Source organism: Pigmentiphaga sp. MLSB6-MA01 (assembly GCF_058793475.1).
The window spans coordinates 70,378-85,329 of record NZ_JBXAFV010000006.1 but is presented as its reverse complement, the minus strand read 5'-3'; the positions used below and the strand labels follow the sequence as shown (position 1 = coordinate 85,329).

Sequence of the window (14,952 nt, the reverse complement as noted above, 5' to 3'; positions counted from 1 at the left end):
TCCTCGCCGCCCTGCTTGCCATGACCGGCCCCGCCCAGGCCACGAGCTGCAAGAAAAACGCCAAGCCATGCGGACAGACCTGCATCAGCCCATCCCAGGCTTGCCTCCTCAGGGAAAAACTTCCCGCCCCCACGGGAAGCACCGGACCGGCCATGCCCGGGAAGGCCGGACCCGACGCCGGTCCGGCCACGCCCGTTCTCTCGCGCCCCCGGCAGGAAGGCCCGGCCGACACACGCTCGCGCACCGGCCTGCCTCCACCATGAGTCCGCACATCCGCCCGGAAACGCCGGAAGACATCCCGGCCATTGCCAGCGTGATCGCCCGCGCCTTCGCGACGGCTCCCCATGCCAGCGGCACCGAAGCGCAGATCGTCGCCGCCCTGCGCGACGCGGGTGCGCTGGCGCTTTCACTCGTCGCGGAAACGCGGGGATCCGTGGTGGGCCACCTGGCCTTGTCCCCCGTGGCCCTGTCCTCCCGGGCACCAGGGTGGTACGGCCTCGGCCCGCTTGCCGTGGCGCCCGGACACCAGGGCCGGGGCACGGGCGGACGCCTGGTCGCGCGGGCGCTCGACACGCTCCGCCAGCGCCACGCGGCCGGTTGCGTCGTGCTGGGCGAGCCCGGCTACTACGGCCGCTTCGGGTTCAGGACCGATCCGGCGTTCGTGCTGCCCGGCGTCCCGCCGGAATACTTCCAGGTCATCCGGTTCACGCAAGCCAGTAGTGGCGGGACCGTGGCGTACCACGAAGCCTTCCACATAGCGGCCTGATGCGCGGACGCATCGCGCCTACAGGCGCTTGTCTCGCCGCCGGTACTCCCACGGCGCCACCGGCGCCGGCAAGGCCCACAACCCGCGCCGTCCCGCCTTCGCCTGCCCCTGCAGATCGACCAGCGCGCGTTGGGTGATGAACTTGGGATAGACCCAGGCCTGCCCATGGCGAAGCATGGTGTCCTGCACACTGCCATGGCCGCAATCGACGTCGCCCAGCGTGCGCCCATAGCGATCCTTGCCATGGCGCGACAGCCGGGCCTGCGAGCCGACCGGACACAGCGCCCGCAGGAAATCGCGCGAAGCGATCCCGCCGGCCTGGCCGATCTCCGGCGCATCGATCCGCTCCAGGCGCACCGCCATGCTTTTCTTCTGCGACGGACACATCAAGCGCATCGTGTCGCCGTCATGGACGGACGTGACGGTACAGACCTGGGCCAGGACAATGCCCGGCAGGGCCAGCGCCAGACCGCCCGCCAGATGCTTGATGAAGGAACTCCTGGATACGACACGCTTGAAGGTATTCGAATACTGCGTACGGAACATCGATGCTGGCTTTACGGTATGGAAATGTTGGCCGGTCCCGGCGACGCTCGATGGGCGGTGGCCGGACAGCCCCGCGACACCAGCGGCGATCCGGCGTGGCAAGCCCTAGTACGCGGAGGTCCGTTGCGGGCAGTCGCGATATTGCGCGAGCGTGATGTCCAGGCCATCCCGCAAAAGCACCGTGTCTATCGCTACGGCAACGAATTGCGCCCCCAGGGCCAGGCATTCACGAGCGCGCTCTTCATCGGTCATCATGATGCCGGGCGCCTTTCCGCAGGCCCGGATGCGGCGAATGGCATCGTCGATGGCCCGGGTGACGTCGGGATGCCTGGATTTTCCAGGAAACCCCATGCTGGCGGAAAGATCAGCGGGACCGATGAAGATGCCGTCGACGCCTTCGACGTCGGCAATGCGTTCGATCTGGTCGAGTGCCTGCATGGTCTCCACTTGCACCAAGACGCATAGTTCGTCCGCGGCGCGATCTACATAATCGGGAATGCGGCCAAAATTGGACGCGCGCGTCGAGCCTCCCATGCCCCGGATTCCATGGGGGGCGTACCGTGTCGCGCTGACGGCGGCTCGTGCTTCCTCTGCGTTCTGTACGAACGGCAGCAAGAGCGTCTGGGCGCCCACGTCCAGGTAACGCTTGATCAATACGGGATCATTCCAGGCCGGGCGGACAATCGGATGACTCGGTACCGTGCCGGGCTTGGCTATCGCGCCGGACACCGCCTGGAGTTGGTTGAGCACCAAAGGCACGTCAGTCGGCGTGTGCTCCGAATCGATCAACACCCAGTCATAGCCCGCCCCGGCGATCAGCTCGGAAATGTACGGTGATGGAATCGTGGACCAGACGCCGAGCTGCGCCGAACCAGAACGCAGAGCCCGCTTGAAATGATTGATGGGAAGCATTGTTATGTCGAACCTCATTGCTGTCTAAAAGCCGCGGAACGGATCTCGAGCCAGACCATGCTCCGGATGCCGGGTCTGCGCGCAGGGCATAACATAGCGCCCAATGAGCCTGTATGCCAAACCAGTCCAGGCAGCCGCCCCGGGGCCAAGACGGGCGGGGCGACGCATGGCAAGGCAGCGCCAGGAGACACGCGATTTACCGGACGGTCGATGCCGCGGCCAGCACTCGATCGACCCAGGCCATCGCCTCCTGCACGTCGTAATTGCCGGCGTGGCCCTGGTCCCACTGAAGGGCGTAGTCGATGTCCTTGACCTTGGGATCGGCCTTCAGCGCACGGCTGAGGTTGTAGGCGACGGTAAAGGACGTATCGCGATCCCGCGCGCCCACGCGGATGCGCCAGTGCGGCGTAATGCCATCGGTCTTGCCGACGTACGGCAGCGCGTTGATCATCTTGTACTGGTTCAGCAAGAACGCCCGCTGGGGATTGGCGGCCCAGCTGTATCCGGTACTGGCCAGGCCGACCCCGTCCTGCCTGTCGGTACCATTGGCGCCATCGTTGTGGTTCCAGCCGTACTCGGTGAAATTGGAATAAACCTGAATAGCGTTGCCGAACAGGTTGGACTCGCCACCGGCGTTGTTGACGGTGCCGGCGCCGTCAGTGGTCACGGCCCCCGCCGCGGTCCCGCTTTGGCCGCTCCGGTCAAAAGCCGGCACGGACTTGAGCCGGGCTTGCGTGGCGACGAATTTCATGTACTTCGTCATGTCGAAAAACGTCACCTCGCCGCCGGCATCCACGCCGATGAAATCGTTCAGATAGTGCAGGGTCCCGCTTCCCCCGCCCACCCCGTTGCCCGCGGCGTCCCCGTACGCGCCATAGGCGACGAACGGCTTGCCAGCCTTGACCTGCCTGGTCGCCGCCTGCTTGATCTCGGCCTGGATGGCGGCCAGCATGTTGTCGGTGGTCAGCGCCGAACCGTCATCGTTCTTCAGACCCAGGCCGGCCTGGTAGGTCTTGAACGCATGCATCAGCTCGACGCTGCCGGCGGGATCGGGATTGGACGCCCGGATGAGCTTGGTACCGCCCGCATCCACGATCTTCCCGGCCAACTGGTCCGCCGCCACCAGCGCGCGCGTATCCAGCACATTGAACATCCATTCGTAGGCCAGGTCGGCGCTGCCCATGTCCTGGATCGGGCAATAGGCCACGATGGCAAAAACGTCGTCCCCGATCGAACTCTTGCCGTCCTTGTCGATGCCGGCGGCGCCGATGGCCTGCAGGTAGGGGAAATAATCCGCGCTGTTGCCCGTAGCGCCGAGCTGCGTGCTTTGCGCGCCGCCTCCGCTGGTACCGTTCACCACGATGCGGCTGGCGTCACCCGACATAAGGGCGTCGTTCAGGCGCAAATAACGCACGGCCGCCTTGGCGTCGACGATGGCCGCCGGCGCCTTGCCCTGGTAGACCCCGTCCGCGTAGACACCGTCGGGAGCGACGGCGCCACGGCTGCGCGAGGCGACATTGATATACACGAAGCCGCGGCTGAGCGCGGCGCCGATCTTGTCGGTATCGCCGGTGCTGACGTAGGCGCCGCCATTGACGATGTCGGCACCCGAATAATTGGTCCGCGTGACCGGCGTCGCCGGGTCCCAACCGCCCTTGCCGCCCTGGTAGCTGGCAAGCCAGCCGGAGTTGTTGACGTTGAAGAAAATGGGATTGTCCTGCCTGGCGGCGTCGGCCTCGCGCACGAAGATGTTCATGTTCTGGTAGCCGCAATCCTGATTGTCCACCGCGCCCGCGGACTGCGTGGGCGCCAGCTTCATCGGTTTGCCGACGTAGCAGACCTCCCGGTACCAGCGCACCGGCGTGCTCACGCCATCGACCGTAACGGTGATCGTCGTGTAGCCGGCCTTGTCGAAAGCCAGCGAGCCGTCGAATACGCCCGGACCGGCGGCGGCCGGCGGAGGGGGAGTGGTGGTATCGGTGCCGGTGCTCGAACCATCCGAGCCGCCGCAGGCAGCAAGTGCCAGCAGCACGCAGGTGCTTATCAGGGTGCGTGGGAACATGTGTGGCGTCTCCATCCGTTTATGTTTTTCACTACGCGGGCCTTGGGTGGGTGGGCGTAGTGCGGACGATTATGTGAGACGGCGGCCTGGGTAGGGAGATGTCGAAACGCGTGACGCGATAGCAAGCCGTTATTGCGCTTCGTCTTCACGGCGTGAAGATGCGGGAAGGCTGAAGGCCATGCAATGACAGGCCTAACGGCTTGGGTCAGGCGGGGGGAGTTGCGCGAAACCGCGCATGAATACTGTGGTGCCCGGGGCCGGAATCGAACCGGCACGCCTTGCGGCGGGGGATTTTGAGTCCCCTGCGTCTACCAATTTCACCACCCGGGCAGGGTTCCGGCGCGAAGGGCCGGAAGGAAATGAGCCATAAATTATACCTGTAAATTGAGGTACTCTGCTCTCTCTTTACCAAGGAGCAAATCATGGCCCATGCAAGCGCCCGCCACATCCTGGTCTCGACCGAGGCCCAGTGCAACGAACTGAAGGCCGCCATCGAAGGCGGCGCCGACTTCGCGCAGGTCGCGCGCGAACACTCCAGCTGCCCCTCGCGCGCCCAGGGCGGCGACCTGGGCACCTTCGGCCCCGGCCAGATGGTGCCGGAGTTCGACAAGGTGGTGTTCAGCGCCCCCGTCAATGTCGTCCAGGGCCCGGTCAAGACCCAGTTCGGCTATCACCTGGTTGAAGTGACCAGCCGCCAGGACTGACACGCCCCGCACGCGGTCGCGCTGGGGGTCGCCCCTCAGCCCGCCGCGACGACCCGCTGTGTCTGGTTCCCCAGCACGCCGCCGCCCAGCGTGACCACGTCACCCGCCTCCAGGTAGCGCGGCGGGCGGGCCCCCATCCCTACTCCGGCCGGGGTGCCGGTGATGATGACGTCTCCAGGTTCCAGCGTCATCACGCGGCTGCACTCGCTGACCAGGCGGGCGCAGGAGAAGATCATGTCGCCGGTGTGCCCCGTCTGCCGGCGTTCGCCATTGAGTTCCAGCCACAGTTCCAGGGCCTGCGGGTCGGGCACTTCATCCACCGTGACCAGGTAGGGCCCCAGCGGGCCGAAGCTGTCGAAGCCCTTGCCCTTTCCCCATTGGCCGCCGCCACGGTCGATCTGGTATTCGCGTTCGGACACGTCGTTGGCCAGGCAGTAGCCGGCCACGTGGCGCAGGGCGCCGGCCTCGTCGACGGCCCGCGCGCGGCTGCCGATGACGATGCCCAGTTCCACCTCCCAGTCGACCCGCGCGCAGCCGGGCGGAATGACGATGTCGTCGTCCGGGCCCGAGATGCAACTGGTCCATTTGCAGAACAGCGTGGGTTCGGCCGGGATGGCCATGCCGGCCTCGGCCGCATGGCGCCCGTAGTTCAGCCCGACCGCGACGAACTTGCCGATGCCGCGCCAGGGCGTGCCCAGGCGCGGGGTCCCCTCCACCGCGGGCAGGCGCTCCGGGTCGAGCGCGGCCAGCGCTTGCAGGGCGGCCGGCGACAGGGTGTCGGGCCCGATGTCGGCCAGGAGACCGGACAGGTCGCGGATGGCGCCGCCGGCATCGAGCAGGCCGGGCCGCTCCGCGCCCGGCGGGCCATGTCTCAATAGCTTCAAGGGAGTCTCCGGATGAACGCGTTCTTCAGTTGGGCGTGATGTCGGCCAGCTTGACCGCCTTGCCGAATTTGTCCAGGTTGTTGCGGATGTTGGCGGCATAACCCTCGGGGCTGCTGCCGATGGCGGTGGCGCCCATGGCCCTCAGGCGGACGACTGTCTCGGGCTGCTTGAGCGCCTGCGCGACCGCTGCCGAGAGCCGCTGCACCACGGTCTGCGGCGTGCCCGCCGGCACCACGATGCCCATCTCGGAACTGAAGTCGAAACCGGACACGGTTTCGGATACCGCAGGAATGTCGGGCGTCATGGCGGAACGCTCCAGGGTGGTGACGGCGAGGAATCGGGCCTTGCCGGTCCTGACGTACTGTTCGAGCGCAGGATAGGCGGCGATCACCAGGGAGGTCTCGCCGCCCATGAAGGCGGGCACCGACTGCCCCGCCCCTTTGTACGGCACGTGCACGACGTTGATGCCGAGCCCGTGCAGCATCGACTCCATGGCGATGTGGTGGATGCTGCCTATTCCCGACGAGCCATAGGTCAATGCCCCCGGCTTGGCCTTGGCCAGGGCGACGAGGTCGGCCACGCTGCGCACGTTCAGCGACGATTGCACGGCGATGTAGAGCGGAATGGCCGCGGCCAGCGCCACGGGCGTGAAGTCCTTGTCGGCGGCATACGGCAATTTCGCGAACAGGTAGGGATTGATCGCGAGCTGCTGGATGTCGGAAAAGAACAGCACGTGACCATCCGGCGCGGCGCGGACGACGCTTTCGGCCGCGCCGATGCCGCCCGCGCCGGGCCGGTTCTCGATCACGAACTGTTGCTTGAAAACCTCGGACAGGCCGGGCGCCAGCGAGCGCGCCAACACGTCCGGCGCGCCGCCGGGCGCATACGGCACGATCATCCGCACGGGGCGGGTCGGGTAGTCCTCGGCCTGGACGGCCGGAGCCGCGGACGCCAGGACCGACATACAGGCCAGCAGGCGGCCGATGCGCAGCAGGAATTTCATCGTGGACCTCCAGGGGGGAAGAGCGCCGACGCGCGTCCTCAGAACGGCTGGGTCAGTTGCGGAAAACTCTGGTCGCAGTTGGTAAGCCGCACGCACTTCTGGACGATCTTCAGGTGCGCGCCGTCCAGGCGCAGCGTGTGCAGATAGCGTCCGCCGTACACGCGGCGGTCCGCGCCGGGCCGGTCTTCCAGCATGATGAACTTGCTGCGGACGCGGACATGGTCGCCGCCGGCGGCTTCCAGGCTGAAGTTCGACAGCACGCGCACCGTCGTGGAAGGCGGGTCCTGGCAATGGATCATCGGGTGCTTGAGCCGCGCCACGCGCGTCTTCATGGTGTGTTTTTCGTCATAGTAGAGCGACACGTGGCTGATCCAGTCGGCCTGGTCCTGCGCGGCCGGCACCCAGTACACGGCGTCGTCGCTGTACAGGTCGAGCCAGTCGTCGAAGCGACGATTGTCGAGCAGATCGGCCTCGTGCTCGACGAAATCGCGCAAGGCGTCCAGCGACGGGACGGCTGCGGCGGCGGGGTTGAGTCTTGCTAGCGTATTCATGGTGGCTCTCTGGTGGAATCAGGCGCTCATCAGGTCGCGCCAGGCATAGTGTTTGGCGCGCTGGCCGACCTCGCTCGACCGCGCGCCGAACAGCACGCCCTCGCCTTCGTCGACTTCGGCGCCCAGGCCGCGCGCGACCAGCACCCAGTCGCTGCCCTGCGCCTTCAGCCCTTCCTGGCAACGCTCGAAGGCTTCGAGGTCATCGGTCTGGATGAACGACGACGCGGAGTGGGTCATGTTGACGTACTTGACCAGGTCGTCCGAGATCACCGCCGGCGCTCCCGCCAGCCGGACCGGCCAGATCTCGACCTCGGTCAGGTCCACCGCGATCGGCTTGACCACGCGCACCGAAGTCTGGGCGATCAGGATGTCCAGCGTCGGGAACAGCGTCAGGCTGTGCCGGCGGTTCTTCAGGATGTCGGCGGTGCGCGCTTCGCCGTGGCGCGCGACCATCAGGGCGCGATAGTCGTCCCAGGCGCCGCCCGCCTGCTCCTTGTCGAACAGCGATTGTTCCGAACTGTGGCCATGCGGGAAGCCGCGCACGCCCAGCTGCGACACCACCGCCTCGCCATTGGGCGCGAAGAACAGGGCCGCGCCGCCCTGGTCGCCGGCGCGCCGCTGGAACTGGCGGCCGTCGGGACCGACGGTCGAGCCGTGGGCCGCCGCGGGGTGGTAGGTGTCGGCCATGTTGTCCATCTGCAGCTTCCAGTTGCCCCGGAAGTGATAGCGATGGCAGCCGGCGGCGAACTCGACCCGGCCTTCGGGCGAGCGGTCGACCAGTTCGTCGATGCCCTTGCGCGCCTCGCCCAGGAAATCGAGCAGCGGCATCACGCCGGGATCGAGCGCGGCGAACACGAAGCCCCGATAGCTGTCGACGCGCGGCAGCGGCTCCATCCCCGCGCGCGGCTCGCGCAGCGCATCCTCGGGGAAGTCGGCCCGCATCGGCACGCCCGCCAGCTCGCCATTGGGGCGGAATGCCCACCCGTGATACATGCACGAGAACACGCGCGCGTTGCCGCGCGTGCGGGACAGCACCTTGGCGCCCCGATGGCCGCAGCGGTTGTACAGCACGTGCACCGAACCGCTTTCGTGGCGGCTCAGCACCACCGGCTGCCCGGCCAGCGTCGTGCAGTAATAGTCGCCCGGATCGGGCACCAGGCTATCGTGGCCCACGTAGACCCACACCTTGCCGAACACCTTGGCCATCTCGGCCTCGAATACGGCCGGGTCGGTGTAGTAGGCCCTGTGCACGCGGTCCGCCCGCACCAGGCCGGCGAGTTGTTCTTTACTGTACGTCATCGAATTTCCTGATGAAGAATGAAGAAGGGTCAGCGCCGCAGGACGCCCTGGCCGGCTTCCTGGTCGTAGTGGAAAATGCCATTGAGGAACATCTTGTGCCGCTCGTAGTGCATGGGCCTGCGCGGCGCGGGCGGCGTGCGGTCCACCGGACGACCGGCCTTCAGGATGAGGTCGAAACGGGACGGCTTCTGCAACAGTCCGATATCGGCCAGCGGATCGCCGTCGACCACGATGATGTCGGCATGGCGCCCGGCCTCGAGCTTGCCGATCCGGTCGCCGAAGCGGCGGAACAACCGCGTCGCGCCCAGCGTGCCTGCATGCAGGGCCTGCCCGGGCGACAAGCCCAGGTCATCCACGAATATCTGCATCTCGCGAGCGTGCCACTGGCCATAGGGCACCGGCGACCAGCCGCTTTCCGAACCGGGCACCAGCGGCACGCCGGCCCGGCTCGCGCGCGCCAGGTTGACGATCGCCGCATCGACCTCGCGCTGGAACCCGGCGTTGGACGGGTTGGCCGGACCGCCCGTGGCCTCGATCGCGTTGACCAGCAAGGGCAGCGTGGGCACGATCACGCAGCCGTTGCGCAGGCACAGGTCGATGCCCTCGTCGTCGATGAAGGAAGCATGGAAGATCACGTCGAAGCCGGCGCGCGCGGCATCGGCCACGGCATCGCGGGAACGCGCGTGCACCGTGCACATGCGGCCGAGCCGGTGGGCCTCGTCGGCCACGATCCGGTACTCGTCATAGGTGAAGGCCGAGCCGTCGAGCGCATCAGGGGTGATGAAGGAATCGTTCGATCCCGACACCTTGATGGCATCGACGCCGTCCTTGACCTGGTAGCGGATCTGCTCGACCAGTTCGTCGCGGCTGCGGATCAGCACGCCCGCCTGCCCCGGCGGGAACTCCATCCAGTTGGGGAAGGAATCCTCCAGCCCCTGGTGGGAGGTCAACTGCCGCCCCGACACCGCGAGCCGGGGGCCCTCGAACATGCCGCTGTCGATCGCATCGCGCACCGATTGCGCGATGTTGAACGTGGTGGCGGCATCGAAGGCGCTCGTCACGCCCGCCTGCAGCACTTTCTTCGCGTTCCACACCGCCTTCAGCGTCCGGAACTCCACCGGCGTGTACAGCGCCAGCTCCTCTTCCGAGCGCGCCTCGCCGAAGGAGATGTGGATGTGCCCGTCGACCAGGCCGGGCAGGATGCTGCGGCCGGGAAGATCGACCACCTGGACGCCGGGCCGCGCGTAGCGCGGCGGCAAGGCCGCCTCCTCGCCCACCCAGGCGATCTCCTCGCCCTGCGTCACGACCGCGCCACGCGCGATCGGCGCATCCAGCGTGCCATCGATCACCCTGCCCTTCAGGATGTAGGCCGGCTCATCCATGCGCCACCCCGGCGAAGAACGGCACGGCCAGCGCCAGGAATTTTTCCGGCCACTCGAAGGCGACAGAGTGGCCGCAACGGCTCAGCAGATGCACGTCGGCCCGGGCGATGGACCGTGACATCGGAAGCGTAAGCACGTCGGCGGGAAAGCCCCTATCGTCGCGGCCGTGCAGCATCAGCACCTCGCAGCCGATGGCGCCCAGCTCGTCCGCCGTCAACGCGACGGCATCGATGAAGCGCTGCTTGTCGCCCGCGAACATCTGCTCGAAACGCCCGCCGTGATCACCCTCGCGCAGGATGCGCTCGCGGCCGTCCAGATAGGTCTCGTCGATCAGCGCCGGATCGTGCACCAGCAGGCACGAGGCCTGTCTCAGCGCCTCGCGGTCCCGGGGAAAGCGCCAGGCGGTTTCCGTGGCGGGATTGGCGGCGAACGATGCGCCCATGGTCGCCGTCGTCATCACGCGCGCCACGCGCGGCTCGCAGGCCGCCAGGCGCAGGGCCAGGGTGCCGGACAGGGAGTGCCCGATCACGCCTATCCGTGCTCCCGGCATGCGCGCGATCATTTCGCGGCACTGGCGCAACCATAGCGCATAGTCGAAATGCGGGCCGGCGGGCTTGGCGCCCGACCGGCCGAAGCCGATCAGGTCCATCGCATGCACGTGGTGCCGCTCGGCCAGCCGCGGCAGCACGCGCTGCCAGTTGCCGTGGCTCGACGCGCCCGCCCCCGAGCCGTGCAACAGCAGCAGCGGCAGGCCGGCGCCCCCTTCGACATAGCGCACCGGAATGCCGTCCAGTTCGAAGACGTGCTCGCGCAGGCAGGCGTTCACTGGACGACCCTCCTGTCGCCGCGCGACATCCTCCCCGGAGGTCGCGCGCCCTTCGGGCGGCCGGGCGGGCGCGCTCATAGCGCCGCGACCGCCTGCACTTCGATCAGGAAATCCTCGCGCACCAGGCGATCGATCATCAGCAAGGTATTGGTCGGATAGGCGCGGGCGCCGAACATGCCGGGAAACGCTCGCTCGCGATAGGCGCCCAGCCGGGGGATATCCTGGGAATGCACCAGATAGGTCGTGAACTGCAGTACGTTCTGCCAGCCGGCCCCCACCTCCTGGAGCGCAATGCCGATGTTGCGGAAGACCTGCACGCACTGGGCGTCGAAGTCACCCGCGCCGACGCTGTTCCCTTCCTGGTCGGTCGCGACCTGCCCCGCGATGAAGACGAACTCGGAGGCCCTGACACGGGCTACCTGGGAATACTGGGCAAGCGGGGTACCAAGGCCAACGGGATTGAGGATCTGGATATCGGGCATAGCGTGTCCACGGGTGGTTTTTCAGATTAGACGCACTAACTTGATGCATCCGGAAGATGACTTGGGCGCGGAATATGGCGCTCTTGTTTCCAGATCACTATAGGCACGCCCTCCAGGCCTGTCACACGAATTCTCTTCCCATATGAAGTTAGAAAAACTAATCTAAAAACATGAGTCATCCACTGCCTCCCCTGACCGCGCTGAGAGCCTTCGAGTCGGCCGCCCGCCACCGCAGCCTGAAGAAGGCCGCCGAAGAACTGAACGTCACGCCGGCCGCCGTCAGCCACCAGATCCAGATCCTGGAAGACATGCTGGGCGTACGCCTTTTCCGCCGCGTCCACCGCGGCATCGAACTGACCGCCAGCGCCGAAATCTTCTTCCCCAAGCTGGAAGAAGGCTTCGACTGCCTGCGCCAGGCCGTGGGACGGCTGCGCGATCACCGCGGCGCCGACGTGCTCGAGGTCGGCGCGCCCCCGTCCTTCATCTCCAACTGGCTGATGCCGCGCCTGCATCGCTTCGTGACCGCCTTCCCCGACATCGACGTGCGCGTCTCCACCCGGGTGCGGCAGTTCCCGCGACTGCCGCGCGGACCGCGCGGGGACGTCGCCAGCGTGATGGGCTGGGTGGACGAGGTCGACGTGCTGGTCGTATTCGGCAACGGCGGCTATCCGGGCATGCGGGTCGACCAGTTGATGCCGCTGACGGTCACGCCGCTGTGCAGCCCCGCCCTGCTCGAGGGCGACAACCCCCTGCGCCAGCCCGACGACCTGCGCCGCCACGTGCTGCTCCACGACGATCGCGGCGTGCTGTACGAAGGGCCGTCGTTCTGGGACATGTGGCTGGAAAAAGCGGGCGTGACGGGCATCGACACCTCGCGCGGGCCCCACTTCTGGCACTCCATCCCCGCCATGGAAGCCGCCGTCGCCTGCAAGGGCGTGGTCGCCACCACCAAGGAACTCGCCCGCCTGGACCTGGCGACCGGACGGCTGGTGGCGCCCTTCCCGCTGGAGGTCCGGCTGGCGTCCAGCTACCACATCGTCAGCAACGAACCGGCTTCCAAGCGCGAGGTCGTCCGGCTGTTCCGGGACTGGCTCGGGAAGGAAGCGCGGACGGCCTGAACCGGCGGCGGACACGGCCGGGCCGCCTGCCGGGCAGGCGCCCATTCCAGGCTATGATGGTGGGTTGCCGTGCGCTTTCCCAACCCTGTATTGCCCGTGCCAGATCTCACTCTCGACGATTTCGACTACGAACTTCCGCCCGAGCTGATCGCCCAGACCCCCGCCGCCGACCGCACCGCCAGCCGCCTCCTCCACCTGGATGCGCAAGGCGGACTGCACGACCGCCGGTTTGCCGATCTGCCCGGCCTGCTGCGCCCGAACGATCTCCTGGTCTTCAATGACACCCGGGTGATCAAGGCGCGCCTCTTCGGGGAAAAAAGCAGCGGCGGCAAGGTGGAAGTGCTGGTCGAACGCATCACCGAACCCGACCGGGCGCTGGTGCACCTGCGCGCCAGCAAGTCGCCCAAGGCCGGCGCGGTGATCCGCCTGGCGGGCGCCTTCGACGTCACCATGCTGGGCCGCGAGGGCGACCTGTTCGACCTGCGTTTTCCCGGTCCGGTGCTGGAACTGCTGGCCGATCACGGCCAGACGCCGCTGCCCCCCTATATCACGCACACGCCGGATACCGGCGACGACACCCGCTATCAGACGGTGTACGCCCGGGAGCCCGGCGCGGTGGCCGCCCCCACGGCCGGACTGCACTTCGACGACGCCCTGCTGGCGACGCTGCGCGCCCAGGGCGTGCGCACGGCCTTCGTGACGCTGCACGTGGGCGCCGGCACCTTCCTGCCGGTACGGGTGGACAAGCTGTCCGAACATGTGATGCACAGCGAACTCTATACGTTGCCCCAGGCGACGGTGGACGCCATCGCGCAAGCCCGCGCCGCGGGCGGCCGGGTGGTCGCCGTCGGCACGACCAGCGTGCGAGCCCTGGAGTCGGCCGCCTCCACCCACTGGCCGCTGCGCGAGACGCGCGGCGACACGCGCCTGTTCATCACGCCCGGCTTCGAGTTCCGGGCGGTGGACGCGCTGGTCACCAATTTCCACCTGCCCAAGTCGACGCTGATGATGCTGATCTCGGCGTTCGCGGGCATGGACCCCATCCGCCGCGCCTACGCCCACGCCGTGGCCCAGCGCTACCGCTTCTTCAGCTACGGCGACGCGATGTTTATAGAACGATGAACGGACTGAAATTCGAACTGCTGGCCACCGAGGGCCAGGCCCGCCGCGGGCGCGTGACGCTGAACCACGGCGTGGTCGAGACGCCCATCTTCATGCCGGTGGGCACCTATGGCACGGTCAAGGCCATGGCGCCCTACGAACTGGACGAGGTCGGCGCGCAGATCGTGCTGGGCAACACCTTCCACCTCTGGCTGCGGCCAGGTACGCAGATCATCGATGCTCACGGCGGCCTGCACGGCTTCATGCAATGGCACAAGCCCCTCCTGACGGACTCGGGCGGTTTCCAGGTGTTCAGCCTGGAGGGCCTGCGCAAGATCACCGAGGAAGGGGTGCGTTTCGCCTCCCCCATCGACGGCGCGCGGCTGATGCTCACGCCCGAGGAATCGATGCGCATCCAGCGCAGCCTGAACTCGGACATCGCGATGGTGTTCGACGAGTGCACGCCCTACGCCATCGACGGCCGGCCGGCCACCGTGGAGGAGGCGGCCACCTCGATGCGGATGTCGCTGCGCTGGGCGCGCCGGTCGCGCAACGAATTCGAGGCGCTGGAAAACCCCAACGCGCTGTTCGGCATCGTCCAGGGCGGCATGTACGAGGCCCTGCGCGACGAATCGCTGGCGGGCCTCAAGGACATCGGCTTCCATGGCTACGCGATCGGCGGCCTGTCGGTGGGCGAGCCCAAGGAAGACATGCTGCGCATCCTGGCCCATGTGGCGCCGCGGCTGCCGCAGGACGCCCCCCGCTACCTGATGGGCGTGGGCACGCCCGAGGACCTGGTGGACGGCGTGGCCGCCGGGGTGGACATGTTCGACTGCGTGATGCCCACGCGCAACGCCCGCAACGGCTGGCTGTTCACCCGCTACGGCGACGTCAAGATCCGCAACGCCCGCTACCGGGACGACACCCGTCCGCTGGATGAAACCTGCGGCTGCTATACATGTCAGAACTTTTCCCGCTCGTACCTGCACCACCTGTTCAGGTCGAACGAGATCCTGGGGGCGCGGCTCAATACGATCCACAACCTCCACTATTACCTGCAGCTGATGCAGGAAATGCGCGATGCCATTGCCGGCGGCGTTTTCGCGGCCTGGCGCGCGGAATTCGCCGCCAACCGGGCGCGTGGCGTCTAGAATGCCACCTCCCGGCCCCGCCGTGGCCAACCAGGAGCTCGCGGCCACTGGTCAGCACGGCGGCCATGGCATGGGTTATCCCTGAAAGAGGTCCGGTTCCGCCCTGGGCGGGCTAGGCTACAATTTTGAGTTATTTTCGACGCAAGTCATTGATTCCGGAGAAGA

Annotated in this window: 15 protein-coding genes and 1 tRNA gene; 5 read left to right on the top strand and 11 right to left on the bottom strand. The window is 67.2% G+C overall.

The genetic code is table 11. The features are described 5' to 3' along the window. Positions 1-259 precede the first annotated feature (259 nt). Positions 260-766 carry a GNAT family N-acetyltransferase gene (locus AC1Q6E_RS12035; protein WP_492572806.1) on the top strand — a complete coding sequence of 169 codons (507 nt, stop codon included), beginning with the start codon at positions 260-262 and terminating at the stop codon, positions 764-766. A gap of 18 nt (positions 767-784) precedes the next feature. Here AC1Q6E_RS12035 and AC1Q6E_RS12030 read toward each other — a convergent pair whose 3' ends face one another. The 4 genes from AC1Q6E_RS12030 to AC1Q6E_RS12015 all read right to left on the bottom strand — a co-directional run bounded on the left by AC1Q6E_RS12030 (position 785) and on the right by AC1Q6E_RS12015 (position 4,616). Beyond that, on the bottom strand, positions 785-1,312 hold the full coding sequence (locus tag AC1Q6E_RS12030; RefSeq protein ID WP_492572805.1) for a thermonuclease family protein: 528 nt from the start codon (positions 1,310-1,312) through the stop codon (positions 785-787). Between the two features lie 105 nt (positions 1,313-1,417). Then, a complete protein-coding gene (locus AC1Q6E_RS12025) occupies positions 1,418-2,230 on the bottom strand; it encodes an HpcH/HpaI aldolase family protein (protein ID WP_492572893.1) in 813 nt (270 codons plus the stop codon). A gap of 190 nt (positions 2,231-2,420) precedes the next feature. Then, entirely contained in the window at positions 2,421-4,286 is a 1,866-nt protein-coding gene (locus AC1Q6E_RS12020) for a subtype B tannase (protein WP_296560914.1), read from the bottom strand. 245 nt (positions 4,287-4,531) lie between these two features. Beyond that, positions 4,532-4,616 (bottom strand) — tRNA-Leu (locus tag AC1Q6E_RS12015). 53 nt (positions 4,617-4,669) lie between these two features. Here AC1Q6E_RS12015 and AC1Q6E_RS12010 point away from each other — a divergent pair. After that, positions 4,670-4,990, top strand: a complete 321-nt coding sequence (locus tag AC1Q6E_RS12010; RefSeq protein WP_492572892.1) for a peptidylprolyl isomerase — start codon at positions 4,670-4,672, stop codon at positions 4,988-4,990. Between the two features lie 35 nt (positions 4,991-5,025). Here AC1Q6E_RS12010 and AC1Q6E_RS12005 read toward each other — a convergent pair whose 3' ends face one another. The 7 genes from AC1Q6E_RS12005 to AC1Q6E_RS11975 all read right to left on the bottom strand — a co-directional run bounded on the left by AC1Q6E_RS12005 (position 5,026) and on the right by AC1Q6E_RS11975 (position 11,417). After that, positions 5,026-5,874, bottom strand: coding sequence for a fumarylacetoacetate hydrolase family protein (locus AC1Q6E_RS12005; RefSeq protein ID WP_296560912.1), 849 nt, complete (start codon positions 5,872-5,874; stop codon positions 5,026-5,028). A gap of 25 nt (positions 5,875-5,899) precedes the next feature. Further along, positions 5,900-6,877 carry a Bug family tripartite tricarboxylate transporter substrate binding protein gene (locus AC1Q6E_RS12000; RefSeq protein ID WP_492572804.1) on the bottom strand — a complete coding sequence of 326 codons (978 nt, stop codon included), beginning with the start codon at positions 6,875-6,877 and terminating at the stop codon, positions 5,900-5,902. Positions 6,878-6,915: 38 nt separating this feature from the next. Further along, entirely contained in the window at positions 6,916-7,428 is a 513-nt protein-coding gene (locus AC1Q6E_RS11995) for an aromatic-ring-hydroxylating dioxygenase subunit beta (RefSeq protein ID WP_492572803.1), read from the bottom strand. A gap of 18 nt (positions 7,429-7,446) precedes the next feature. Then, positions 7,447-8,727, bottom strand: coding sequence for an aromatic ring-hydroxylating dioxygenase subunit alpha (locus AC1Q6E_RS11990; RefSeq protein WP_152792422.1), 1,281 nt, complete (start codon positions 8,725-8,727; stop codon positions 7,447-7,449). A 29-nt stretch (positions 8,728-8,756) separates the two neighbouring features. Then, complete coding sequence (locus AC1Q6E_RS11985; RefSeq protein ID WP_492572802.1) at positions 8,757-10,109, bottom strand: metal-dependent hydrolase family protein; 1,353 nt, start codon at positions 10,107-10,109, stop codon at positions 8,757-8,759. Continuing rightward, positions 10,102-10,935, bottom strand: a complete 834-nt coding sequence (locus AC1Q6E_RS11980) for an alpha/beta fold hydrolase (protein ID WP_492572801.1) — start codon at positions 10,933-10,935, stop codon at positions 10,102-10,104. The genes AC1Q6E_RS11985 and AC1Q6E_RS11980 overlap by 8 nt, the downstream gene beginning before the upstream one ends. A gap of 74 nt (positions 10,936-11,009) precedes the next feature. After that, complete coding sequence (locus AC1Q6E_RS11975) at positions 11,010-11,417, bottom strand: RidA family protein (RefSeq protein WP_492572800.1); 408 nt, start codon at positions 11,415-11,417, stop codon at positions 11,010-11,012. 170 nt (positions 11,418-11,587) lie between these two features. Between AC1Q6E_RS11975 and AC1Q6E_RS11970 the strand changes: the two genes are divergently transcribed. The 3 genes from AC1Q6E_RS11970 to tgt all read left to right on the top strand — a co-directional run bounded on the left by AC1Q6E_RS11970 (position 11,588) and on the right by tgt (position 14,787). After that, the gene (locus AC1Q6E_RS11970; RefSeq protein ID WP_152792419.1) at positions 11,588-12,535 is read left to right on the top strand and encodes a LysR family transcriptional regulator; all 948 of its coding nucleotides are present in this window, start codon (positions 11,588-11,590) and stop codon (positions 12,533-12,535) included. Between the two features lie 90 nt (positions 12,536-12,625). After that, positions 12,626-13,657, top strand: a complete 1,032-nt coding sequence (queA, locus tag AC1Q6E_RS11965; protein ID WP_152794419.1) for a tRNA preQ1(34) S-adenosylmethionine ribosyltransferase-isomerase QueA — start codon at positions 12,626-12,628, stop codon at positions 13,655-13,657. Next, positions 13,654-14,787, top strand: a complete 1,134-nt coding sequence (gene tgt, locus AC1Q6E_RS11960) for a tRNA guanosine(34) transglycosylase Tgt (protein WP_152792418.1) — start codon at positions 13,654-13,656, stop codon at positions 14,785-14,787. Before queA ends, tgt begins: the two co-directional genes overlap by 4 nt. Positions 14,788-14,952: the final 165 nt, after the last annotated feature.

Excerpts from the sequence above, each read along its gene's own strand:
- AC1Q6E_RS11990 (WP_152792422.1), bottom strand. The coding sequence starts at position 8,727 with ATGACGTACAGTAAAGAACAACTCGCCGGCCTGGTGCGGGCGGACCGC.
- AC1Q6E_RS11985 (WP_492572802.1), bottom strand. The coding sequence starts at position 10,109 with ATGGATGAGCCGGCCTACATCCTGAAGGGCAGGGTGATCGATGGCACG.
- tgt (WP_152792418.1), top strand. The coding sequence starts at position 13,654 with ATGAACGGACTGAAATTCGAACTGCTGGCCACCGAGGGCCAGGCCCGC.
- AC1Q6E_RS12000 (WP_492572804.1), bottom strand. The coding sequence starts at position 6,877 with ATGAAATTCCTGCTGCGCATCGGCCGCCTGCTGGCCTGTATGTCGGTC.
- AC1Q6E_RS11995 (WP_492572803.1), bottom strand. The coding sequence starts at position 7,428 with ATGAATACGCTAGCAAGACTCAACCCCGCCGCCGCAGCCGTCCCGTCG.
- AC1Q6E_RS12030 (WP_492572805.1), bottom strand. The coding sequence starts at position 1,312 with ATGTTCCGTACGCAGTATTCGAATACCTTCAAGCGTGTCGTATCCAGG.
- AC1Q6E_RS12035 (WP_492572806.1), top strand. The coding sequence starts at position 260 with ATGAGTCCGCACATCCGCCCGGAAACGCCGGAAGACATCCCGGCCATT.
- AC1Q6E_RS11970 (WP_152792419.1), top strand. The coding sequence starts at position 11,588 with ATGAGTCATCCACTGCCTCCCCTGACCGCGCTGAGAGCCTTCGAGTCG.
- AC1Q6E_RS12020 (WP_296560914.1), bottom strand. The coding sequence starts at position 4,286 with ATGTTCCCACGCACCCTGATAAGCACCTGCGTGCTGCTGGCACTTGCT.
- AC1Q6E_RS11975 (WP_492572800.1), bottom strand. The coding sequence starts at position 11,417 with ATGCCCGATATCCAGATCCTCAATCCCGTTGGCCTTGGTACCCCGCTT.